Annotated in this window: 26 protein-coding genes; 12 read left to right on the top strand and 14 right to left on the bottom strand. The window is 62.2% G+C overall.

Features of this window, described 5'->3' with window-relative positions; translation table 11 throughout:
- Nucleotides 1-151: 151 nt before the first annotated feature.
- From BMF89_RS16255 to glmS, 3 genes are read right to left on the bottom strand one after another with little or no spacing between them, the layout of a single operon-like run.
- Complete coding sequence (locus BMF89_RS16255) at nt 152-1696, bottom strand: NAD(P)H-hydrate epimerase (protein WP_171983520.1); 1545 nt, start codon at nt 1694-1696, stop codon at nt 152-154.
- Nucleotides 1697-1710: 14 nt separating this feature from the next.
- Nucleotides 1711-2058 (bottom strand): holo-ACP synthase, encoded by a 348-nt coding sequence (locus BMF89_RS16250; RefSeq protein ID WP_078108118.1) that lies wholly within the window; start codon nt 2056-2058, stop codon nt 1711-1713.
- Nucleotides 2059-2062: 4 nt separating this feature from the next.
- Entirely contained in the window at nt 2063-3955 is a 1893-nt protein-coding gene (gene glmS / locus BMF89_RS16245) for a glutamine--fructose-6-phosphate transaminase (isomerizing) (protein ID WP_078108117.1), read from the bottom strand.
- Between the two features lie 133 nt (nt 3956-4088).
- Here glmS and coaA point away from each other — a divergent pair, with 133 nt between their 5' ends.
- Both coaA and BMF89_RS16235 read left to right on the top strand, forming a co-directional pair.
- Nucleotides 4089-5099, top strand: a complete 1011-nt coding sequence (gene coaA, locus BMF89_RS16240) for a type I pantothenate kinase (RefSeq protein ID WP_171983519.1) — start codon at nt 4089-4091, stop codon at nt 5097-5099.
- A 5-nt stretch (nt 5100-5104) separates the two neighbouring features.
- On the top strand, nt 5105-5908 hold the full coding sequence (locus tag BMF89_RS16235) for a D-alanyl-D-alanine carboxypeptidase family protein (RefSeq protein WP_078108115.1): 804 nt from the start codon (nt 5105-5107) through the stop codon (nt 5906-5908).
- An 88-nt stretch (nt 5909-5996) separates the two neighbouring features.
- On the opposite strand, the gene glmM is transcribed toward BMF89_RS16235, so the two are convergent.
- From glmM to rplM, 3 genes are all read right to left on the bottom strand, one after another.
- Nucleotides 5997-7361 carry a phosphoglucosamine mutase gene (gene glmM, locus BMF89_RS16230; RefSeq protein WP_078108114.1) on the bottom strand — a complete coding sequence of 455 codons (1365 nt, stop codon included), beginning with the start codon at nt 7359-7361 and terminating at the stop codon, nt 5997-5999.
- Nucleotides 7362-7591: 230 nt separating this feature from the next.
- The gene (gene rpsI, locus BMF89_RS16225) at nt 7592-8101 is read right to left on the bottom strand and encodes a 30S ribosomal protein S9 (RefSeq protein WP_078108113.1); all 510 of its coding nucleotides are present in this window, start codon (nt 8099-8101) and stop codon (nt 7592-7594) included.
- Between the two features lie 36 nt (nt 8102-8137).
- Nucleotides 8138-8581, bottom strand: a complete 444-nt coding sequence (gene rplM / locus BMF89_RS16220) for a 50S ribosomal protein L13 (protein ID WP_024817563.1) — start codon at nt 8579-8581, stop codon at nt 8138-8140.
- Nucleotides 8582-8876: 295 nt separating this feature from the next.
- Between rplM and BMF89_RS16215 the strand changes: the two genes are divergently transcribed.
- The 10 genes from BMF89_RS16215 to BMF89_RS16170 all read left to right on the top strand — a co-directional run bounded on the left by BMF89_RS16215 (nt 8877) and on the right by BMF89_RS16170 (nt 17099).
- Nucleotides 8877-9530 (top strand): A24 family peptidase, encoded by a 654-nt coding sequence (locus tag BMF89_RS16215; protein WP_078108112.1) that lies wholly within the window; start codon nt 8877-8879, stop codon nt 9528-9530.
- Nucleotides 9531-9800: 270 nt separating this feature from the next.
- On the top strand, nt 9801-10007 hold the full coding sequence (locus BMF89_RS16210) for a Flp family type IVb pilin (protein WP_078108111.1): 207 nt from the start codon (nt 9801-9803) through the stop codon (nt 10005-10007).
- A gap of 184 nt (nt 10008-10191) precedes the next feature.
- Nucleotides 10192-10533 carry a TadE/TadG family type IV pilus assembly protein gene (locus tag BMF89_RS16205; RefSeq protein ID WP_253190851.1) on the top strand — a complete coding sequence of 114 codons (342 nt, stop codon included), beginning with the start codon at nt 10192-10194 and terminating at the stop codon, nt 10531-10533.
- Complete coding sequence (locus BMF89_RS16200; RefSeq protein ID WP_078108109.1) at nt 10521-11552, top strand: pilus assembly protein TadG-related protein; 1032 nt, start codon at nt 10521-10523, stop codon at nt 11550-11552. The genes BMF89_RS16205 and BMF89_RS16200 overlap by 13 nt, the downstream gene beginning before the upstream one ends.
- A gap of 40 nt (nt 11553-11592) precedes the next feature.
- Nucleotides 11593-12360, top strand: coding sequence for an RcpC/CpaB family pilus assembly protein (locus BMF89_RS16195; RefSeq protein ID WP_253190849.1), 768 nt, complete (start codon nt 11593-11595; stop codon nt 12358-12360).
- Complete coding sequence (locus BMF89_RS16190; protein ID WP_078108108.1) at nt 12357-13562, top strand: AAA family ATPase; 1206 nt, start codon at nt 12357-12359, stop codon at nt 13560-13562. Before BMF89_RS16195 ends, BMF89_RS16190 begins: the two co-directional genes overlap by 4 nt.
- Nucleotides 13563-13708: 146 nt before the next feature.
- Nucleotides 13709-15037, top strand: a complete 1329-nt coding sequence (locus BMF89_RS16185) for a CpaF family protein (RefSeq protein ID WP_078108121.1) — start codon at nt 13709-13711, stop codon at nt 15035-15037.
- Entirely contained in the window at nt 15034-15984 is a 951-nt protein-coding gene (locus tag BMF89_RS16180; protein WP_078108107.1) for a type II secretion system F family protein, read from the top strand. Before BMF89_RS16185 ends, BMF89_RS16180 begins: the two co-directional genes overlap by 4 nt.
- A 13-nt stretch (nt 15985-15997) precedes the next feature.
- On the top strand, nt 15998-16873 hold the full coding sequence (locus BMF89_RS16175) for a type II secretion system F family protein (RefSeq protein WP_078108106.1): 876 nt from the start codon (nt 15998-16000) through the stop codon (nt 16871-16873).
- Nucleotides 16874-16907: 34 nt separating this feature from the next.
- Entirely contained in the window at nt 16908-17099 is a 192-nt protein-coding gene (locus tag BMF89_RS16170; RefSeq protein ID WP_078108105.1) for a Flp family type IVb pilin, read from the top strand.
- 183 nt (nt 17100-17282) lie between these two features.
- Here BMF89_RS16170 and BMF89_RS16165 read toward each other — a convergent pair whose 3' ends face one another.
- From BMF89_RS16165 to BMF89_RS16130, 8 genes are all read right to left on the bottom strand, one after another.
- Nucleotides 17283-18173 (bottom strand): tRNA pseudouridine synthase A, encoded by an 891-nt coding sequence (locus BMF89_RS16165; RefSeq protein WP_171983518.1) that lies wholly within the window; start codon nt 18171-18173, stop codon nt 17283-17285.
- A gap of 32 nt (nt 18174-18205) precedes the next feature.
- Entirely contained in the window at nt 18206-18766 is a 561-nt protein-coding gene (rplQ, locus tag BMF89_RS16160; protein ID WP_078108103.1) for a 50S ribosomal protein L17, read from the bottom strand.
- A 66-nt stretch (nt 18767-18832) separates the two neighbouring features.
- Complete coding sequence (locus tag BMF89_RS16155) at nt 18833-19843, bottom strand: DNA-directed RNA polymerase subunit alpha (RefSeq protein WP_011692778.1); 1011 nt, start codon at nt 19841-19843, stop codon at nt 18833-18835.
- A gap of 142 nt (nt 19844-19985) precedes the next feature.
- On the bottom strand, nt 19986-20387 hold the full coding sequence (rpsK, locus tag BMF89_RS16150) for a 30S ribosomal protein S11 (RefSeq protein WP_028265083.1): 402 nt from the start codon (nt 20385-20387) through the stop codon (nt 19986-19988).
- A gap of 45 nt (nt 20388-20432) precedes the next feature.
- Nucleotides 20433-20810: a 30S ribosomal protein S13 gene (gene rpsM / locus BMF89_RS16145; protein WP_011775569.1), complete on the bottom strand. Its 378-nt coding sequence runs from the start codon at nt 20808-20810 to the stop codon at nt 20433-20435.
- A gap of 193 nt (nt 20811-21003) precedes the next feature.
- Nucleotides 21004-21117, bottom strand: coding sequence for a 50S ribosomal protein L36 (gene rpmJ, locus BMF89_RS16140; protein ID WP_011775570.1), 114 nt, complete (start codon nt 21115-21117; stop codon nt 21004-21006).
- A 75-nt stretch (nt 21118-21192) separates the two neighbouring features.
- Nucleotides 21193-21414 carry a translation initiation factor IF-1 gene (gene infA / locus BMF89_RS16135; protein WP_009358723.1) on the bottom strand — a complete coding sequence of 74 codons (222 nt, stop codon included), beginning with the start codon at nt 21412-21414 and terminating at the stop codon, nt 21193-21195.
- A gap of 256 nt (nt 21415-21670) precedes the next feature.
- Nucleotides 21671-22621: a P1 family peptidase gene (locus tag BMF89_RS16130; protein WP_078108102.1), complete on the bottom strand. Its 951-nt coding sequence runs from the start codon at nt 22619-22621 to the stop codon at nt 21671-21673.
- Nucleotides 22622-22823 lie beyond the last annotated feature (202 nt).

Genomic DNA, 22823 nt, shown 5'->3' with positions numbered 1-22823 from the left:
CTGAACAACGCGAAGTTCGTTCCCGTGCCATCGAAAGTGGCACCCAACGGGTATGCGGATCCTGGCCAAACGTCCATGTGTTCTCCTTCATATGCCGGATAACCTTCTGCCAGCCTAGCCAGACTATGTGACATTCACGGAACTTCCGTGGTCATCCGGCGCGATGTTCCTTGAGAAATCGGAAGACGCCGGGGACCGCCCGGGCGATATCGGAAGCCGCCAATGGCCCGCCCGCCGAGGCCGTACTGCCCGCCATTCCGTGGATGCTCGCGCCGACAGCGGCTACCGCGGCCCAGCGCGCGTCGGGGGCGATCCCCAAGGCGGCGAAAGGCCCGTCGTCGTCCAGTGCGGATTCCGTGTATGCCGCCGCGAGCGCGCCGACGATGCCGCCAAGGACGTCGCCGCTGCCTGCCGTTGACATCCACGGGCATCCATCTGACTGGCTGAAGACCGCTCCGGAAGGGGAAGCAATCACCGTTGTGGCACCTTTGAGCAGGACGACCGCACCGGTGTGTCCGGCCGCGAGCCGGGCGAAGTGCACTGTCCGCGACTCGACGTCCTCCCGCGTGACGCGCACTTCGCCCCGGCCGAGAAGGGCAGCGAGTTCCCCGGCGTGCGGGGTGAGAATCCAGTTCGGCGGGCAGCGTTCCGGCAGGAGCTCGAGGGCTCCGGCGTCGACGACGGCGGGCTGGCCGACGCTTGCGGCCGCAGCCAGTACGTCGCGGGCCCGCTGGAGTTGTTCGACTCCGTCCAGGCCAGGGCCGAGGAGCCACGCCTGGACCCTGCCTGGCCCGGCCGGCTCCCAGATGGCTTCGGGGGTTCGTGCCAGGACCTGCCGCGCCACGACCTCCGGACCAAGGTAGCGCACCATTCCCGCGCCGGCCGCGGAGGCGGCCTCGACGCAGAGAGCCGCAGCTCCGGTGTAGCGCTCGGAACCGGCCACGATGCCCAGGACTCCCCGGGTGTACTTCTGGGCCCGGCGTCCCGGGTCCGGCAGTACGCCGGCCAGGTCAGCGGCAGAGAAACGACGCAGGGCGGGTTCGGGAAGACCTTCCTCGATGCCGATGGGCACGAGGATCACGCGGCCGGCACAGCCCTCCCCCGGATCAGCCATCAGACCGGCTTTGACTCCCCCGAACGCCACGGTCAGCCGCGCCGTCAATACCGGCCAATGGACCTCGCCTGTGTCAGCGTCCACTCCGCTGGGAACATCGCAGGCCACCACCAGACCGGGCTTGAGCTCCTCCAAGGCCGCAATCAATTCCGCGGCCGAACCACGGAGGCCACCCCTGGCTCCAGTACCCAGGATGGCATCAATGACCACATCGTCGCCGGCAATCAGCACGGCCAGTTCTTCGGCATTGTCTTCGTCCAGGACATGGACGCGTCCGCCGGCTGCGCGGAAGGCCGCGAGGGCGTCAGGATGGGCGGAACCTGCGGTGAGTACCGCCGTCGTGCGCATGCCGCGTCCCGCGAGCGTTGCCGCAGCGTAGAGTCCGTCCCCTCCGTAGTTGCCCTTGCCCGCCAGCACGGTGATGCTCGAGCCGTACAGGCGGCGGCCTTCCGCTCGGAGTTCACGCACGACGGCGTTAGCCAGTCCGTAGGCCGCGCGCTGCATGAGAACAGCGCCCTCGCCGGCATCAAGAAGCGGTTGTTCCGCCGCCCTGATCTGAGTTCCGGTGAAGGCGCTGATCATGGTTGTTTGCGCTGCTAGGATTCGGCGATGACCATGGCAGTGGCGATCCCGCCATCGTGGCTCATGGACACGTGCCAGCGCTTGACGCCCATGGACTCGGCGACTGCCAGCACCGTGCCCTTCACTTTGATGGTGGGGCCGTTCTGGTCCAGCCCGATCCAGCAGTCCTGCCAGTTCATGCCCGCGGGAGCTCCCAAGACCTTTGCCACCGCTTCCTTGGCCGCGAAACGCGCGGCCAGGGACCGCGTGTTCAGTTCGCGTTCCGCGGGTACGAACAAACGGTCACGGAGGCCCGGGGTCCGCTCAAGTTGGCGCCCGAAGCGCTCAATGTCTACGACGTCTACGCCTATGCCAACAATCATGCGGCTATTCTACGGTCACACTCTTGGCGAGGTTGCGCGGCTGGTCCACGTCGTACCCCTTGGCCTTGGCCAGCTCTGCCGCAAAAATCTGCAGCGGAACAGTCGTGAGGAGTGGCATCAAGAGCGTTGGCGTCTGCGGGACGTAGAAAACGTGCTCGGCGTATGCACGCACGGCTTCGTCGCCTTCCTCGGCGATCACCAAGGTGCGCGCACCGCGTGCGCGGATCTCCTGGATGTTGCTGACAACCTTCGCGTGCAGGGAATCGCGGCCGCGCGGCGACGGGACCACAACAAAGACGGGCTGCCCTTCGTCGATCAGGGCAATCGGACCGTGCTTGAGCTCGCCGGCGGCGAAGCCCTCGGCGTGGATGTACGCGATTTCCTTGAGCTTCAACGCGCCCTCAAGCGCCACCGGGAAGCCCACGTGGCGGCCGAGGAAGAGCACCGACTTCTCGTCCTTCATGCTGCGGGCGAGTTCGCGGAGCGGACCGGCGTTATCGAGGATCTTCTGGATGTGGGCGGGAATCTTGCCCAGGTCCGCCAAGACGTCCTTGATCTGGCCGGAGAAGATGTTTCCGCGCAGCTGGGCGAGGTAGAGTCCGAGCAAGTACGCGGCCGTGATCTGGGCCAGGAACGCCTTGGTGGAGGCGACGGCGATCTCCGGTCCGGCGTGCGTGTACAGAACGGCGTCGGATTCGCGCGGGATGGTGGATCCGTTGGTGTTGCAGATGGAGATGGTCTTGGCACCCTGTTCACGGGCGTAACGGACAGCCATCAGCGTGTCCATGGTTTCGCCGGACTGGCTGATGGACACCACCAGGGTGTTGGCGTCAACGATCGGGTCGCGGTAGCGGAATTCATGCGCGAGTTCCACCTCGGTGGGGATACGGCACCAGTTCTCGATGGCGTACTTGGCGACCATCCCGGCGTAGGCAGCCGTGCCACAAGCCAGGACGATGATCTTGTTGACCTGCTTCAGCAGTTCGGGGTCGATCCGGAGCTCACTCAGGGTCAGCTGGCCGTTGATGTCCGAGCGGCCGAGGAGCGTCTGGGTGACGGCGTCGGGCTGGTCGTGGATTTCCTTCTCCATGAAGGAGCTGAAGCCACCCTTTTCGGCGGAAGCCGGGTCCCAGTCAACGTGGTATTCCTTGCCCTGGGCGGGGGCGCCGAAGAAGTCCGTGATCTCCACGGTGTCGGCCGTGATGGTGACGATCTGGTCCTGGCCAAGCTCGACGGCTCGGCGCGTGTGATCGATGAAACCGGAAACGTCCGAGCCAAGGAAGTTCTCGCCTTCTCCCAGCCCCACGACGAGGGGCGAGTTGCGGCGGGCGGCCACGACGACGTCCGGCCGCTCGGCGTGCACGGCGAGGAGCGTGAACGCGCCTTCGAGCCGCTGGCAGGCAAGCTGCATCGCTTTGGTGAGCCGTCCGTTGGACGAGTCCCCGTTGAGCTGGTTACGGAAAATGTCGCCCAGAAGTGCTGCGGCAACTTCGGTGTCCGTCTCAGACTCGAAGGTGATGCCCTTGGCGATGAGTTCCTGCTTGAGTTCGGCGAAGTTTTCAATGATTCCGTTGTGGATCATGGCCAAGCGTCCGCCATCGGCCAGATGCGGGTGGGCGTTCTGGTCGGTGGGTCCGCCGTGGGTGGCCCACCGTGTGTGGCCGATGCCGGTCAGCGAGTCAGGGAGCGGATTTCCGTCGAGCTCGTTCAACAGATTGCTCAGTTTTCCGGACTTCTTCCGGGCTGAGATGGTTCCATCAGCCACCACTGCAACTCCGGCTGAATCATAGCCCCGGTATTCAAGCCGCCGGAGTCCTTCAAGCACGACGTCGAGAGCCGAGTGCCCGGCATCTGCCCGGCGGGATGAATTGCCAACGTAACCTACGATTCCACACATGCCTACAAGACTAGCGGTTGCCCCGCGAAATGGACGTAGGATATCCAGGCCCGGGGGCAGGCCACGCCGCGGAATATGCCGGATCACGTACCTTTTGCGGAGAGCATGCTCACACAAAATCTGCCCGCCGTTCATGCTGTATTTCCGGATCAGCCAGCGGAGGGGCAGAATCTCTAAAGTGACTTTGCAACGCAATGAAGCGAACGGCGACAGCTCCTCTCCGTTCGTGGAGCTGGACAGGCAGACGTGGTCCCGGCTCGGTGCGCAAATGGAGCAGCCGCTTAACGAAGAGGACATCATCCGGCTTCGCGGCCTCGGCGATCCCCTGGACATGAAGGAAATCCGAGAGGTCTACCTTCCGCTCTCCCGCTTGTTGCACCTCTACGTCCAGGCATCACAGCAGCTTCATGCCGCCACGACCACCTTCCTTGGCGAGCAGACCCAGCGCACGCCCTTCGTGATCGGCGTCGCGGGTTCGGTGGCGGTCGGCAAGTCCACCATTGCCCGCGTGCTGCGCGAAATGCTCCGCCGTTGGCCCGGCACTCCGAACGTCGAACTCATCACGACCGACGGGTTCTTGTATCCCCTCGCCGAGTTGAAGCGCAGGCATTTGCTCGAGCGCAAGGGCTTCCCGGAATCCTACGACCGCCGGGCGTTGCTTCGTTTCGTGAGTGCCATCAAGGGGGGCGCCGAAGAGGTCCGCGCTCCTTGGTATTCGCACGTCACCTACGACATCGTCCCGGACAAGGAAGTGGTGGTCCGGCGTCCCGACGTCCTCATCGTCGAGGGCCTCAATGTGTTGGCGCCCGCCCGTCCCCGGCAGGACGGCCGGCAGGGCTTGGCGCTGAGCGACTTCTTCGATTTCTCCATTTATGTTGACGCCAAGACGTCGTACATCGAAGACTGGTACGTGGACCGTTTCCGCAAGCTTCGAAACACCGCGTTCGCCCAGCCCGAATCCTACTTCCACCGTTACGCGACGCTCTCCGACGCCGAGGCGGAAGCGACGGCGCGCCGCATTTGGAAGCGCATCAACGAACCCAACCTTGAGGAAAACGTGCTCCCTACCCGCGGCAGGGCTCAACTTGTCCTCACCAAGGATGCCGACCATTCGATCCGCCGCATGCTGCTCCGAAAGGTCTAGCACGGATGTGCTACAACTGCGGCCCCAGCCGAAGGTCCTTCGCGACGCTCCTCGCCGCAGGGGTGGGTATGGCCTCCTTGGCGGCCTGTACCCCGGATAACCGGGTCGCCACTCCCACGTCGACGGCGGCCCCCTCCGCAGCGCCCAGCGATCAGCCGTCGTCGGGCGCACCGCCGTCGAAGGCTCCGTCGGCGGCCCTGTCCCAACAGTTTTCCCACAGCGACCCCGCGAGCCAATGGGTCATCGTCAACAAGCACCGACCGCTGACCCCATTGCAGTTTGTCCCTGCCGACTTGGTGCAGCCCCGCGTGCAACTCGCAGTCAGCGGAGAGGCGTCCCTGCTCAACAGCACCACCGCGGCAGCGGCCGAAAAGCTCTTTGCCGCAGCCACCTCGGCCGGGGTGACCCTGACCCTGGCGTCCGGCTACCGTTCCTTTCAGACCCAGACCGCCACGTACAACGGCTATGCAAGCACCCGCGGACAGGCCTCGGCGGACACGGCCTCGGCACGTCCCGGCTTCTCGGAGCACCAGACTGGCTGGGCGTTCGATATCGGCGACGGCGGCGGGGCGTGCAGCTTCGAGCCCTGCTTCGCTGATCAACCTGCCGCCGTGTGGGCCAAGGCCAACGCGTACAAGTTCGGATTTGTTGTCAGGTACCCCTGGATGCTCAATGACGTCACCGGCTACTACTACGAGCCGTGGCATTTGCGCTTTATCGGGGTCGAGGCTGCTACGGATATGAGCAAGCGGGGCATCGGCACCCTCGAGGAGTACTTCGGACTCGAAGCGGCGCCGGGCTATCTCTAGCGGTTGATTGACCATCGGGCACGTGAACAACTGTGGCCCGTCTCCCCAGGGAGACGGGCCACAGTTGTTTGGTCTTGCGGCGTTGGGGCTAGAGCGCCAGTTCGTGCGGAATGGCGAGGCGGTCTTCGACGACGCCGGCGAGTTCGGTGCATATGCGGGTGGCGGTTTCCATGTCCGCTGCCTCCACCATCACGCGCACGAGCGCTTCGGTACCCGAGGGCCGCAGGAGCACCCGGCCAGTATCACCAAGTTCGAGTTCGGCGGCAGCCACCGCGGCGGCAACGCCTTCGTCGGTGGCGGCGCGCGATTTGTCCACGCCCTTCACGTTGATCATGAGCTGCGGCAGCTTGGTCATGGCACGGGCAAGGTCTTTGAGGGTTCGGCCGGTACCGGCCACTTGGGCGGCAATCTGCAGACCGGTCAGGACGCCGTCTCCCGTGGTGGCGTAATCCGAGAAGATCACATGGCCGGACTGTTCTCCACCAAGGCTGAAGCCGCCGTCGCGCATTGCTTCCAGGACGTACCGGTCCCCCACCGCGGTCTCGCGGAGGGTGATTCCAGCATCCCGCAGAGCGATCTTGAGTCCGAGGTTGCTCATCACGGTGGCTACCAGGACGTCGTCCTTCAGCTTTCCGGACTTCTTGAGTGCGAGGGCCAGGATCGCCATGATCTGGTCACCGTCAACCTCGTTGCCTTCGTGGTCCACGGCGAGGCAGCGGTCGGCGTCGCCGTCGTGGGCAATGCCGAAATCGGCACCGTGCTTGACCACCGCTTCCTTGAGCTGGCCAAGGTGGGTGGACCCGACGCCGTCGTTGATGTTCAGGCCGTCGGGTTCCGCGCCGATCACCACAACTTCGGCGCCGGCGCTGGCGAAGACCTGCGGGGAACAGCCGCTTGCCGCCCCGTGGGCGCAGTCCAGCACAACCTTGAGACCCTCGAGGCGGTGCGGCAGGGTGCCGAGCAAGTGGACGATGTAACGGTCCTCGGCGTCCGAGAAACGCTGGATGCGGCCGACGTCGCCGGCCACTGGACGCGCGGGTTCCTTGCCGAGCTGGGCCTCGATGGCGTCCTCCACTTCGTCCGGGAGCTTCTGGCCGCCTCGGGCGAAGAACTTGATGCCGTTGTCCGGTGCCGGGTTGTGCGAGGCCGAGATCATGACCCCGAAATCGGCGTCGAGGTCGGCGATGAGGTAGGCCGCCGCGGGTGTGGGCAGTACACCGGCGTCGTACACGTCGATGCCGGAACTCGAAAGCCCGGCTTCCACAGCTGCGGCGATAAACTCCCCGCTGGCGCGCGGATCCCGGGCGACCACGGCACGGGGCCGCGTTCCGTTGGCCGCACGCTCGTGGCCAAGGACCACTGCTGCTGCTTGGGCCAACTGAAGAGCAAGCTCCGCGGTGAGCAATCCATTGGCGAGACCACGCACGCCATCTGTTCCAAATAATCTAGCCATCGCGTCCCAGTCTAGACGACGGCTGTCGGGGGCGAGGCCGGACTGCTCCGTTTTCGGCGCTCTTAGTGACCAACGAAACCCGGTTGTTTAACGACGAAAGCCCGTCCTGCCAAATGGCGGGACGGGCTTGCGTGCAAGCGGTTTTAGCGCTTGTGGATCCGAGCGCTAAAACGCGCTCAGGGCCCCGTGGTGATGTCGCGCCAGCGGCAACACCACGGGTAAGCGCATTTTTAGCGCTTGGAGTACTGCTGAGCCTTGCGCGCCTTCTTGAGACCAGCCTTCTTGCGCTCGATGACGCGTGCGTCACGACGCAGGAAGCCGGCCTTCTTCAGGGTGGCGCGGTTGTTCTCGGTGTCGATCTCGTTCAGTGAACGGGCGATGCCGAGACGCAGTGCGCCGGCCTGACCGGAAATGCCGCCACCGTGGATGCGTGCAAAGACGTCGTAAGCGCCGTCAAGATCAAGGATCTTGAAGGGCTCGTTGACGTCCTGCTGGTGCAGCTTGTTCGGGAAGTAGTTGGCCAGCTCGCGACCGTTGATGATCCACTTGCCGGTTCCGGGCACGATGCGAACACGTGCAACGGCTTCCTTACGACGGCCAACTGCGGCGCCGGAAACGGTCAGTGCCGGACGCTCTTTCTTCGGCGCTTCTGCTTCTGCAGGACCGCTCTCCGAGGTGTAGCTGGTCAGGTTTTCCTCAGCCACAACGGCCTCGGTGGTCAGTTCTTCGTTCTGAGCCACGATTCTCCTTGATTAAAAGTTGGTTGGTGGCCAGGACTACTGGGCGACCTGGGTGATTTCGAAAGTCTTGGGCTGCTGGGCTGCGTGGGGGTGCTCTGCACCACGGTAAACCTTGAGCTTGCCCAGCTGTTGTGCAGCGAGGGAGTTCTTCGGGAGCATGCCCTTGATGGCCTTCTCCACGGCGCGGACCGGGTTGGATTCCAAGAGCTCCGCGTAGTTGACGGAGGTCAGGCCGCCCGGGTAGCCGGAGTGGCGGTATGCGCGCTTCTGCTCCAGCTTGGCGCCGGTCAGGGCAACCTTTTCAGCGTTGATAATGATGACGAAGTCGCCCATGTCCATGTGGGACGCAAAGGTCGGCTTGTGCTTTCCGCGCAGCAGTGTTGCGGTCTGGCTGGCAAGACGACCAAGGACAACGTCGGTGGCATCGATGACGTGCCACTGGCGGTTGATATCGCCGGGCTTCGGGGTGTACGTACGCACGGTTTTGCCTCGTTCTTGTTCTGGCGTTCATGTTTTAGGCGGCACGCTTGAAGCGTGTGCCTACTAGGTATGCGCTACCGGAGCAGAGGTGAGGGCTCTATGTACCAGTCATCCCGAAGTCTCGATATGCCTGTCGAGTTAACGATCCTGCAACTGGATCCCCAAGCGGGCATGTGTCATCGAGAAAGGACACGCACAACGACTATCAACAATAGCGGCTAGGAGCTCCCGGGTCAAAATAGGCTGGCAACCAGCGTGAACAGCCGAGACCCATTCTGAGCCCCCAGGAGATGCCATGCCAGCAACTGCCGCCGAGCCCTTGCTTGTGGCCGCCTTCGGGCTCCTGGGGCTGCTCACGAGCCCCTTGGCAGAGGTTCTGATAGCCCGATCCCTGCCGCGGCTTGGCCAGCTCTCCTCCCGCACCGTGAGGATCACGACGGCGGTGGTCACCGCGGTGTTGTTCGTCCTCTTGGCGCTCCGGTTCGGTCTCTCCCCGACGCTCCCCGCCTATCTCCTCTTAGCGGTGCTTGCAGTACAGCTGTCACGCTTGGACGTCGCCCACCATTTACTCCCGAACCCACTGGTACTGTCCCTCCTCGCAGGAGGTTTAGTGCTGTTAACTACGTCCGCCGCGCTGCTTCCGGACTGGCCTGGGCTCCTCCGCGCGGCCGCCGGCGGTGTCATTTTGTTCCTCGGGTACTTAATTCTTGGATTAATTTCTCCGGGAGGCCTCGGAATGGGCGATGTGAAGCTCGCAGCACCACTCGGAATGTACTTGGGCTACTTGGGTTGGACCCAGCTGGTCTACGGGAGCCTGCTGGGGTTCGTGGTGGGCGGGGTGATGACGGTGTTGATGTTGCGCCTGAAGCGCGGAATCAAGCCAGCTGAAGTAGCTCACGGACCTGCCATGCTCGCCGCAGCAATTGGAGTGGTGTTACTCGCCGTGTAAGGCTCGGCAATCTTCCCAGGTTCCCCTCAGTTCACTGGAACCCCGTCCGTGCCGGCGCCTGAGTAGTACTTAGGCAGGAAAACCGAGTACCCGAGGATCGCGCTTCGAGTAGTCAGGGCTAGCCGCACTGAAAAAGACGAGTACCTCTACGCATTGTTTGTTAACCCTCCCAGGGGCAATTCTTGTCCTATCGAAATCCGAACCGCTAAACGGGATATGTGAGCGGTGGGTACTCGTAGACAAATTCACTTATCTGGGAAGGGTTTTCCAATGTCATCTCTCATGGTTTCCGTCATTGCTTTCGTCGCCGGCGTCAAAGACCGGCTCACCTCCGAAAAGGGTGCAACAGCAACTGAATATTCGCTGCTTGTAGCCTTCATCGCACTCGTCATCATCGTGGGCGTCACCGCCTTCGGCGGCGCACTGAACACGTGGTACAACAACCTGGCCGGCACCGTAGGTGGATGGCACTCCTAGCAGTCCCATTCCGGTTCAAGGCCAAACCTTTGTGGTGCCGCGTCCGCTCAACGCGGGCGCGGCACCGCCGTTTCAGGGAAGTTATTGTTCCCCACTACGTTGAATCCTGAAGCTGCTTAATCCTCTGGGGGATAACATGATCCGCCGAAAAGAAAGAAAAAAGGGAGAACGCGGGGCCGTCGCTGTGGAATTTGCGCTCATTGCGCCAATCCTCCTGCTTCTGGTTGCGGCGATCATCGAATTCTCCTATTTTTACAACCTACAAATTTCCGTCACCCAGGCAGCCCGCGAAGCTGCCCGGACCATGGCAATCACGAACAACACCAGTAAGGCACAATCCGCGGCTGTTGCCGGAGCGCCGAGCATCAGCCTCTCGCCTAGCAACGTTGGCCTTTCGGGTTCGTGTCCACCAGGAGCCACAACGACCGTCCAGTCCACGGTGACCTTCAATGCGCCATCGCTCACCGGCTTCTTCACTCCGTCGATCACCGTCACTGGAAAAGGGGCCATGCAATGCGGTGGCTAAAGCACAGAATCAGGGGTCGGAACCACGAGCGCGGTGTCGCTGGCGTCATGGTGGCACTCATGATGCTTGTCCTCATCGGAGTCGGCGCCATGGCGGTGGACGTCGGGCAGATCTACGCAGAACGGGCGCAGCTGCAAAACGGAGCGGACGCCGGGGCACTTGCCGCTGGACAACTGTGTGCCGCCAGTGGAGGCTGCACTCAAAGTGCCGCCAACGCCGCCGCCAAGCCCCTCGCTGATAAGAACTCAAACGACGGCGTATCCAACGTCCAGTCGGTGGATTTGAGCGTGGCCAATCAGGTCACAGTCACCACCTCGACCATCGACGGAACCACACACGCCGGATTCTTGAGCAAGTTGTTTTCCAGTGCGTTGAACGCACCTCCGGTCACCGTTGGAGCGAAAGCTACCGCTTCTTGGTCGCCCCCGAGCGGAGGTGGGGCGTTCCCGCTGGCTTTCTCCAACAGTTGCTGGGACTTGAGTGCAACCGTAGCTACGGGGACCCTGCAGAAGGTTTCTTGGAAACCCGGCACCACCTGCACCAACCCCTCAGGCATCACAGTTCCTGGAGGGTGGGGTTGGCTAACGGATCCCGATTCGGACTGCTACGCGGTCACTTCCACCGGCAACATGGCCGGATCAGATCCTGGCAACAACCCACCCACCCAATGCACCACCATCTTGCAGGGCTGGATCAATGTTTTGAGCAGTGGCGGCACAGTCAAAGTCGCTTTCCCTGTCTTTGATACTTCCTCCGGCACCGGAAACAACGCAACCTTCCACATCGTCGGCTACGCCACTTTCAACATCGTCGGCTGGAAGTTCGGCAATGGCGGTGTCTACGAATACGACAACACAGCTGCTGCTCTGGGCAGCGGCAACGCCAAGCTTGCGTGTCCCGGTGGAAACGATCGCTGCGTCATTGGTCAATTCGTCAAGTTCGCAACCGTCAGCGACTTCGGCGGTAGCGGTGGAGCAGGTCAGAACCTTGGCACCTACCAGGTACAACTCATCAAATAGCGCACGGTTCCACCGCGTCGCACCATGAATAGGAGAAGAAGTGAAAACTCGCCTACTGGGAGGCATCGCTGCGCTTGTCGTAGCCATCATCGGAACAGTGATGCTCGTGTTCTACGTCCAAGGTGCGGACAAGCGCGCTCTGGCAAATACGGAGACTCAAGACGTCTACGTCATCCAAAAAGAGATCCCCAGCGGCACTCCAACCGCTAAATTCGGAGATTCCGTCATCAAGAAGGCTGTGCCGAAGTCGGCAGTTGCAGCCGATAGTGTCACCAGCCTTAGTGATCTGGGTTCCAAGGTTTCTTCAATCGAATTCATGCCAGGTGAGCAATTGCTCGCATCCCGCATGGTGGATCCGAACAGCTTGGCCGGTCCCGGTCGGGTGGAAGTACCCACCGGGCTTCAGGAAGTCACTGTCAAGCTTCCAATCGAACGCGTAGTCGGTGGCCATATAGCCGCTGGAGACACTGTCGGCATGATGTTGTCCTTCAAAGCCGACGACAAAGCCGGCGCACCCGATCAGACGAGCTTTACTTTCCACAAGGTCCTCGTCACCGCTGTACAGGACGACACTGGAGCAATTTCAGATAGCGGCAGCACGGCGTCCCAGGGAACCAGTGGTTCACTGAACGCCAACAAGAACACCAACGCGAACAGCGGTTACCTCGTGACGGTGGCACGATCCGCCGTCGATGTCCAGAAGATCGTCTATGCAGCGGAATTCGGCACGGTCTACCTGAGCAAAGAGCCCTCGGATGCCGTAGCAGGGGCAACCGGAATCATGGACCGGGGAAGTGTATTCAAATGAGTCGCTTCGTTCTCATCACCCCGGACCTTGACTTCGAACGGCGGGTTCGGTCCGCGACTGCCGGCATGAGCGGAAGCCTCCAATGGTTCCAGGCCGACTTCTTGCCGGCTGGACCGCACGAGATCCTGGATCAGCTCCTCGGAGAGCCTCCCGAGGTGTTGATTTTGGGACCAGGCCTGGAAATCGATGATTCCCTCAAGCACGCTTCCCTGCTGGATCTCCAATTCCCGGAAATCAGTGTGGTACTGGCCGCGGAACAGAGCGAATCGCTGGTTCTTGCTGCAATGCGCTCAGGCGTGCGGGACATCCTCTCCCCTGCGGCGGACTCAGACTCCATCCGCGTGATGGTGGAGCGGGCAAGCCTCGCCGCTGCCGGCCGGCGAAGGGGGCTGGCCCCCAACGCCATCGAGGCTCCATCCCAGGCTTCCGGCGGCCGAATCATCGCCGTCATGTCGCCTAAGGGTGGCGTGGGCAAGACAACGGTAGCCACAAATCTGGCGGTCGGTCTCGGGACCATGGCTCCGATGGGCGTGGTGATCGTCGACCTGGACCTTCAGTTTGGTGACGTAGCCAGCGGGTTGCTTTTGCATCCTGAACGTACCATCACCGACGCGGTGCTTGGTCCGGCCAGCCAGGACTCCATGGTGCTCAAGACGTACTTGAGTGTCCACCCCGCGAGTATCTATGCTCTGTGTGCCCCCCGCAATCCAGTGGAAATGGATCGGATCACGGCCCAGCACGTGTCTAGATTGCTCGAACAACTTCGTCAGGAATTCCAATACGTCGTGATCGACACCGCTCCCGGGCTGGGTGAGCATGTCCTCGCGGCGCTGGAAAGTGCCACGGATGCCGTGTGGGTATGCGGGATGGATATTCCGAGCATCCGCGGTTTGCGGACGGGCTTGAACATTCTCGAAGAATTGCAACTGCTCCCGCAGTACCGGCACGTCGTGCTGAACATGGCCGATCCCAAGAGCGGCCTGGTCCTTTCGGACGTGGAAGCGACCATCGGAGTTCCGGTGGATGTTGCCATTCCGCGATCCAGGACACTTCCCTTCTCCACCAACAAAGGCGTCCCGCTCCTCCAGGACGGGGCGCGAGATGCCGCCACCAAGGGCCTGCGCCTGCTGGTGAACCGGTTTAGGCCCAATTGGGATGAGCGATCACACAAGCAGTTGCACAGAAGGGCGGTTGTCCGGTGAACCTCTCACGCAGACTCGAAAGCCATCGGTTCGGCACCGGTTCCGGCGCCGCACCGGATGCGGCGGCGGTTCCGGATGCGGGGGTGCCAATAGCGACGACCCTCGGCCGCATCCAAGAAGTGAAAGCGGCAGAGTCCTCAAATGCCATGGCCCACTCCGAGGAAAACGCGTCGTCGACGATCCTTGCCAGTGAAGCTCTCAGCGACCTCAAGGAGCGAGCCAGCAAGACCCTGTTCGAACGACTCGGCTCCAGGCTCTCGGATTCCTCCTTGGATGAGGCGGAACTGCACCAATATGTCCGCGACGAGCTGAAAGTTGTTGTCGACGAGGAGCAGGTTCCCCTGACTTCCGCCGAACGGCAACGCCTCACGGCCGAAATCATCGACGACGTGCTGGGGCACGGCGCCATACAGCGTTTCCTCGACGATCCGGAAATTACGGAAGTCATGGTCAACCGCTATAACAGCATCTACGTGGAACGGTATGGGCAACTGTATAAAACGGAAGCCAGGTTCTCCTCGGATGAAGCCCTGCGTCGGGTCATTGAGCGCATTGTGTCCAAGGTTGGTCGCCGAATCGACGAGTCGTCTCCGCTTGTGGATGCACGGCTGGCCGACGGCTCCCGCGTGAATGCAATTATCCCTCCGCTTGCCGTAAATGGTCCTTCACTGACCATCCGGAAATTCGGCCGCGAGGCCCTGACAGTCAATAAACTCATCGAGTTTGGCAGCCTGTCTCCGGAAATGGCCGAACTACTCAGCGCCTGTGTCGTAGCCCGGATGAACATCATTGTGTCCGGCGGTACAGGTACTGGTAAAACCACGCTGTTGAATGTCCTATCCTCCTTCATCCCGGCGACGGACCGAATCGTCACCATTGAAGATGCCGTCGAGCTGCAACTGCAGCAAGAGCACGTGGTGCGTCTTGAGAGCAGGCCCGCCAACATCGAAGGGCGTGGTGAAGTCACCATCCGGGATCTCGTGAGGAACTCGCTCCGCATGCGGCCGGACCGCATCGTGGTGGGCGAAGTCCGTGGAGGGGAGTCTTTGGACATGCTGCAGGCCATGAATACCGGCCACGACGGTTCCATTTCCACGGTGCACGCCAATTCACCCCGCGATGCAATTGCCCGCCTGGAGACTCTGGTCCTGATGGCCGGCATGGACCTGCCTCTTCGGGCTATCCGCGAGCAAGTCGCCTCCGCCGTCAACCTGATCGTGCACATCAGCCGCTTGCGCGATGGAACCCGCAGGGTTACGCACATCACCGAAGTCCAAGGCATGGAAGGCGATATCGTCACTCTCCAGGACGCCTTCGTCTTCGACTACTCGGCCGGAGTGGATGCCAACGGCCGGTTCCTCGGCAAGCCGGTCCCCACCGGAGTGCGTCCCCGATTCACCGACCGTTTCGCGGAACTCGGTATTTCCATTTCTCCGGCAGTATTCGGGGCCCACTTGTCGGGAGGACTGCGATGAGCGATGCAGGAATCCAGACTATTTGGCTGGCCGCGGGGCTAGGCCTGGTGTACCTCGCATTGCTTCTCCTGGTGCTAGTGGTACTCAAGTCAAGAAGGCTCGACGTCGAGAGGCGGCGCCCCGATTCGGCGCTTCACACGTCCACATTGACGCGGATTACTGACGGCGCGCGAGATGCCATCCAAACCCACATTCACCCAAGCTCGGGCGGCTATCTCTCCCAAGTGAAACTGGATGCCGCCGGGCTGAAGAAGCAACCAGCCGACTACGTGCTGATAGCTGGTATCGCGACCGTCTTTGCGGGCACCATCGGGTTCATGTTGGGTGGCCTCGTTTTTGCGCTCCTCATGGCACTCGCTGCCATCGTTTCTCTCGCTTGTCTTCTCAGCTTGCTGATATCCAGGCGTTCGGCGAAATTCGACGAGCAAATACCCGACGCCCTTCAGATGATGAGCGGCGGGATGAGGGCCGGGCACAGCCTCTTGAGGGCAGTGGACGCCACTGCCCAGGAGAGCGAAGCACCCATGGCGGAAGAGATGAGCAGGATCGTCAACGAAACCCGACTCGGCCGGGATCTAGGAGGTTCGCTGGGCGACGTCGCAATGAGGACGAGGAGCGAAGACTTCGGCTGGATAGCCCAAGCGATCGAAATTCACAGGGAAGTCGGCGGGGATTTGGCCGAAGTCTTGGACCACGTCGGTGAAACAATTCGTGACCGCAACCAAATCCGCCGGCAGGTCAAGGCGCTGAGCGCTGAGGGCCGGATGTCAGCGCTGGTGCTGCTCGCGCTGCCGGTTTTGATGTTCATCCTGCTGCAGTTCCTCAACCCGGGTTACGCCCATGTCTTTACGTCAACACTGCCCGGCTACATCATGCTTGCCGTCGCGATCATCATGCTCAGCTTGGGTGCGCTGTGGTTGAACCGGCTCATCAAGCCGAAGTACTAGGGAGGATTTCACCATGCAACCCATCGCTTATGCGGCCATGTTGGCCATTGTGGCGCCCGTATCCTGGATGGTCTGGCTCGTCGTCACCGGCGACAGGGCAGGCCTTCGCAATATCCGCACCAATCTGGGGGCCCGCGCGGCAGCCGCGCCGCAGTCTGCCAACGCACGGGATCGATTGACGGCATTTTCACGACAACTTGCGCCGAACGGTTACGTGGCCTGGCTCGACATGCAATTGGCCGGCGCGGGACGGCCGAAGGATTGGCCGCTGGGGCGGATCCTGATGGTCAAACCGCTCTTGGCACTCGGCGGCGCCGTGCTCGGTCTCGTCCTGTTCCTCGGAGATCGATCAGTCGGCCGTCTCCTCCTTGGCCTCGGCGTCATTGCGCTGGCCTACTTCGTACCGGATCTACTGATCAGGTCCAATGCTCAAAAACGTCGGGCTGCCATCCGCCTGGAACTGCCAAACACACTGGACCAGATGCTGATTGCTGTCCAGGCGGGGCTCGGTTTTGAGGCGGCGATGGCCCGTGCTGCCGAAAATGGGCGGGGTCCCCTGGCCGATGAATTCATCCGGACACTGCAGGACATCCAAGTGGGACGGAGCCGCAAGGACGCCTACCTGGATATGTCCCAGCGCGTGGATGTACCCGACGTTCGGAGCTTCATCAGGGCGGTCGTCCAGGCGGATGCCTACGGTATCGCAATCGCCAAAGTCCTTAAGTCCCAGGCACAAGAGATGCGAACCAAGCGCAGGCAGGCGGCGGAGGAGCATGCCATGAAGATCCCGGTGAAGATCCTGTTTCCACTAATCTTCTGCATCTTCCCCACGCTGTTCATCATCCTTTTGGGTCCAGCGGTCATGAAGATTATCGCAGCCTTCTCCTAAGCACCGGCGCACATCGTCTGAAAGATCGGTCATCATGAAAAGGAAGCTCAAGTGCCTCATCTCGTTCTTCGCAAAGGAACGCGGAGCCACAGCCACCGAGTACTCGATGTTGGTCGGATTCATCGCTGTAGTCATCGTCGTGGGCGTTGGTGCCTTTGGTCTCGCCCTCAACGGATTCATCGGTGGCCTGGCCAACGCCGTGAAAGTGGCACTCGGAGTACCCTAGGCATCTCTGAACTCCTAGGACCAGCGCATCTGGGGCGCTATTGACCGACCACCCGCGAACCCAGAACCGCAGGCGGTCATCGCAGGCCCCCTCCACGGTGCCCAGAGCCGGGAGGGGGCCGTCCAACGTCCAAGCCCCGGCCAACCGCCGGGCCGTCCCGGAAGCGACCATCCGGCCCCAAACCTACTCCCGCCGAGCCCGCGTCAGCTCAGCTCGCGCGAATAGTTCGTCGTCGGAGGGATAGGCCACTTCCTCAAGCACCAAGGGGTGCGGCGCGGCCAACACCGACTTGGCATCCCTCACGCCGGCAAGCAAACGTTCATGCAACCACTCAGGACTCTCCAGTCCCTCCCCCACCCGCAATGCCGATCCCACCAGGGCGCGCACCATGTTGTGGCAAAAGGCATCCGCCTGGACGTTGGCCACCAGCACACCGTCACTGCCGCGGACGAACTCAAACCGCTGCAGCTCGCGGATGGTGGTGGCTCCCTCACGCGGCTTGCAGTACGCGCGGAAATCCTGGAGCCCGAGCAGCGCCGCGGCTCCCCCGTTCATCGCGTCCTCGTCCAACTCAGTCTTGTGCCAAAGGGTCAGCCTGCGCAGGACAGGATCCCAGCGCTCGGCGCCATCGGCGATCCGGTAGCTGTAGCGGCGCCACAACGCTGAGAAGCGAGCATCGAAACCATCAGGCGCCAGTCCGACGTCGTGGACTTCAATGGCGCCGGTCTCATCCAGCAGGACCCGGCTCAAGGCTCCGCGAAGCCGCCGCAGCAGCGCTGCAGAGGGGTCGATCTCGTGGCCCCTCGGCAGTCCGCCCCACTCGGCCTCGGACAGATCAAAGTGCGCCACTTGTCCTCGCGCGTGGACACCGGCGTCGGTCCGCCCCGCCACGGTGACCCGCACAGGACGCCGCACGATCAGCGCCAACGCCTCTTCCAACGAACCCTGCACGGTCCGGAGACCGGGCTGAACGGCCCACCCGTTGAAAGGGCACCCGTCGTACGAGAGATCCATCCGGACACGTAAAAACCCGCCGCCCCCCAAAACGGGGGCAGCGGGTTTTCGTTCGTTCATAGACTTAAGTCTACTGTGAAGAATTCAGTGAATTACTTCTTTTCCTCAGCGGCCGGAGCCTCTTCGGTTTCAGCAGCTTCAGCTTCGGGAGCTTCGGCTTCGGTCTCGGGGGCTTCAGCCTCAACGACCTCTTCCTCAGCAACCGGAGCGGCTTCTTCGGCGGCCGGAGCAGCCTTCTCAGCGTCCTTCTTGGCAGCAGCAGTTGCCTCGGCAACTACAGCCTGCTTCGGGGAAACCGGCTCAAGAACCAGCTCGATGACAGCCATGGGAGCGTTGTCGCCCTTGCGGTTGCCGATCTTCGTGATGCGGGTGTATCCACCATCGCGGTTGGCAACGGCGCCGGCGATGTCGGTGAACAGCTCGTGGACAACGCCCTTGTCGCTGATCAGGCCGAGCACGCGACGGCGGGAGGACAGGTCGCCGCGCTTGGCGAAGGTCACGAGGCGCTCCGCGTACGGCTTCAGGCGCTTGGCCTTGGTGACCGTCGTGGTGATGCGCTTGTGCTCGAACAAGGCTGCTGCCAGGTTCGCGAGCATCAGGCGCTCGTGAGCCGGACCGCCTCCGAGGCGCGGACCCTTAGTGGGGGTAGGCATAGTAATTTCTCCTGTAATGAAGGCCGTCCGGGTCCGAACGTGGACTCGGTGGCCAAGATCTGCTTGTTAGAGCTCGTCGTCGCTGAACGCGGCGTCGTCCTCTTCGATGGCTGCGGCGCGGGCTGCAAGATCGAAACCGGGAGGGGAATCCTTGAGGGACAGACCCAGTTCAACCAGCTTTGCCTTGACCTCATCGATGGACTTCGCACCGAAGTTACGAATGTCCATCAGGTCAGCCTCGGAGCGGGCAACGAGTTCACCCACGGTGTGGATGCCCTCACGCTTGAGGCAGTTGTAGGAACGGACGGTGAGGTCCAGATCCTCGATCGGCAGTGCCATGTCAGCTGCCAGGGCAGCGTCCGTCGGCGACGGGCCAATCTCGATACCTTCAGCTGCGGTGTTCAGCTCACGTGCAAGACCGAACAGTTCCACCAAGGTGGTGCCTGCCGAAGCAACGGCGTCGCGCGGGGCGATAGCCTGCTTGGTCTCGACGTCGACAATCAGCTTGTCGAAGTCAGTGCGCTGCTCAACACGGGTAGCTTCCACGCGGAAGGTAACCTTCAAGACCGGCGAGTAGATCGAGTCGACCGGGATACGGCCGATCTCGGAGTCGCCGGACTTGTTCTGAGCTGCCGAAACGTAGCCGCGGCCGCGTTCGATGGTCAGTTCGAGTTCGAACTTGCCCTTCGAGTTCAGCGTGGCAATGTGCAGATCCGGGTTGTGGAATTCGACGCCGGCCGGTGGAGCGATGTCCGCGGCCGTGACGACTCCGGGGCCCTGCTTGCGCAGGTATGCAACAACCGGCTCATCGTGCTCGGAGGACACCGAGAGGTTCTTGATGTTCAGGATGATCTCAGTGACATCTTCCTTGACACCCGGAACCGTGGTGAACTCGTGCAGCACGCCATCGATCCGGATGCTGGTTACAGCAGCACCGGGGATGGAGGAGAGCAGGGTACGGCGGAGGGAGTTTCCGAGGGTATAACCAAAGCCCGGTTCCAGCGGTTCAATGATGAAACGCGAGCGGTTCTCGGAGACTACTTCTTCAGACAGAGTGGGGCGCTGTGCAATAAGCACTTAGGTTTCCTTTCGGCGAGCATCCGCTATATGACGCAACACAGGTGGTGGAAATCGGCTTGGTTCCGGCTTTGCCGGCCGGGCGCCACGGAACAGTCAGGCTGTTCCGTGGCGAACCCGGCCGGCAAGGCCAAGAATCCAATTAGACGCGGCGGCGCTTCGGCGGGCGGCAACCGTTGTGGGCGCTGGGGGTGACGTCCTGGATGGAGCCGACCTCGAGGCCAGCGGCCTGCAGCGAACGGATTGCGGTCTCGCGTCCGGATCCCGGTCCCTTGACGAACACGTCAACCTTGCGCAGACCGTGCTCCTGGGCGCGCTTTGCAGCAGCCTCGGCAGCCATCTGGGCAGCGAACGGGGTGGACTTGCGGGAGCCCTTGAATCCAACCTCACCGGCGGAAGCCCAGGAGATTACAGCACCGTTCGGGTCCGTGATGGACACGATGGTGTTGTTAAAGGTGCTCTTGATGTGCGCCTGGCCAAGCGCGATATTCTTCTTGTCCTTCTTACGCGGCTTGCGAACCGCGCCACGAGTCTTCGGGGGCATTATTTCTCCTACAGAAAGTTATCGGGGGAAAGTCAGCTGCTATTTCTAGCGGCCGGCTTTCTTCTTGCCGGCGACGGTACGCTTCGGGCCCTTGCGGGTACGAGCGTTGGTCTTCGTACGCTGACCGCGTACGGGCAGGCCCTTGCGGTGACGCAGGCCTTCGTAGCTGCCGATTTCAACCTTGCGGCGGATATCTGCTGCTACTTCGCGGCGAAGGTCACCCTCAACCTTGTAGTTGCCTTCAATGTAGTCACGCAGCTGGACCAGCTCGGCGTCAGTCAGGTCCTTGACGCGAACGTCAGCGCTGATGCCGGTGGCAGCCAGGGTTTCGTGTGCACGGGTCTTGCCCACGCCGTAGATGTAAGTAAGCGCAATTTCCAACCGCTTTTCGCGGGGAATGTCTACGCCAGCGAGACGAGCCATAGTGGCAGTACTCCTTGAATAAACCGGAGGTCGTAGGCAGTACACCCGCACTTTCAGTGCGGCCCCAGCCTCCGACCGGGGGTTAGCTGTCCAGGCTCTAATACGTCCCGATTCAGCTTGTGCTGCCTTTATTTACTTGCGTGGGTTAGCAACCCAGGTTTGCCCTCTCGGGCGCTAGTTCCCTTGCGGGGAATTAGCCCTGGCGCTGCTTGTGGCGCGGGTTCTCGCAGATCACCATGACCCGGCCATTACGGCGGATCACTTTGCACTTGTCGCAGATCTGCTTAACGCTCGGCTTGACCTTCATGGCGTTCCTTTGCGTGTTGCAGTTGGTCAGCTGTCGCGGCAACTACCCCGGTTTCCCAAGGCTGCCGCCCAGCAATTACTTGTAGCGGTAGACGATGCGACCACGTGTGAGGTCGTAAGGGCTTAGCTCCACCACTACGCGGTCCTCAGGGAGAATCCTGATGTAGTGCTGTCGCATCTTCCCCGAGATATGTGCAAGAACGATGTGCTTGTTGGTGAGCTCAACGCGAAACATCGCATTGGGCAGCGCCTCAGTCACAACGCCCTCGATCTCAATGACCCCGTCCTTCTTGGCCATATCCTCCGCTAACTGTTGTTTGCCGCAATCCTCCGGTTAGGCACCGGAAAATCTGCGGACGTTTTTTGTTTGTTTGGCCGTCCGGCTCCTGCCACTCCACGAAGCAGGACTCGCGACCTGTTAAATGGGCGTGGCTGTGCAGACAACCAACAGACAACTCTACGCCAAGACGGCGCGAAAGTTAAATCCGCCCATGCTAGCGCAGACAGCGGCACGGTGTCACCCTTCACCGTGCCGCGGAGCCCTGCGAATCCCGCTAAACCGCGCCGTAGGCAGGGAAGGTGCCTGCCGCCGTCGTGATCGATTCCGCAGCCGCGACACCATCGAGGACAGCAAGGCGGACGGCGTCCGCTGCCGCGCTTTGCAGGGTAATGAGCGAAACCTGCCTTGCTTGTTCCGAACTGCGGTCAAGCGCGACGGCGCCCGTTGCCAGCGCGAACACAGTGTCGCCGTCGGCGAGGGTATGGGAAGGACTCAGCGCCCGGGCGAGGCCGGCGTGCGCGGCACTCGCAGTGCGCTTGCATTCGGCGGGGTCGAGGACCGCGTTCGTGGCGACGACGACGAGTGTGGTGTTCAGTGCCGGGGGTCCAGCCGGTTCGGAGTTGGCGGGTTCCCCCGGCCCGGACGATGCGCCGATAGGCATCCCCAGCGCGTTTACCACTGCGAGCGCACCCACCACCACGCCGCTGTCCAAGGTGACCGACGAGGTGCCCACTCCCCCTTTGAACGCGCCCCGCCCGATCACGGCACCGGTACCGGCGCCGACGTTTCCGCGCCCGACGTCGGCGTGCTCGCCCGACGCCGCGGCCGCACCGGCCGCTTCGTATCCCATGGCTTCGTCGGGGCGGGCGGCAAAGTCGCCGCCGCGGCCCAGGTCGAAGATTGCCGCGGCCGGAACGATCGGCACCACTCCCCCGGGCACCGCGAATCCGCGTCCTTGTTCTTCGCACCATCGCTGGGCACCGTGGGCCGTGACCAAACCAAAGGCACTCCCGCCGGTGAGCACGACGGCGTCGACCGTGGGCACCAGGGTGGTGGGGTCGAGCGCGTCCGTCTCGTGTGTGCCCGGCCCGCCGCCGCGTACGTCCACCGAACCCACCGTCCCCGGAGGCGGAAGGACAACGGTCACCCCGCTCAGCCAGCCATCGCCGGTCCGTTGGACATGTCCCACCCGGATTCCAGGCACATCAGTGATCTTGGAAGTCATGTGCCCATTCTGCTCCCCGCCACCCAACTAGCTCGCAGTTGTTGTCGTTATGAGCCGTCTAAACGACAACAACTGCGAGCCAGTTGGGCGCAAGCGGTAGTCGTGCCTCGAATGTAAACACGGGCCCATCCGCCACGAAACATTGAGTAAACAAGCGCAAAAGCCTTGTCCAACAATCCCGCGAACAGCCCTCTTTTTGACT

This window comes from Arthrobacter sp. SRS-W-1-2016 (assembly GCF_002009585.1).
GTDB lineage: Bacteria > Actinomycetota > Actinomycetes > Actinomycetales > Micrococcaceae > Arthrobacter > Arthrobacter bambusae_A.
This window is presented reverse-complemented; position numbering and strand designations above follow the sequence as displayed.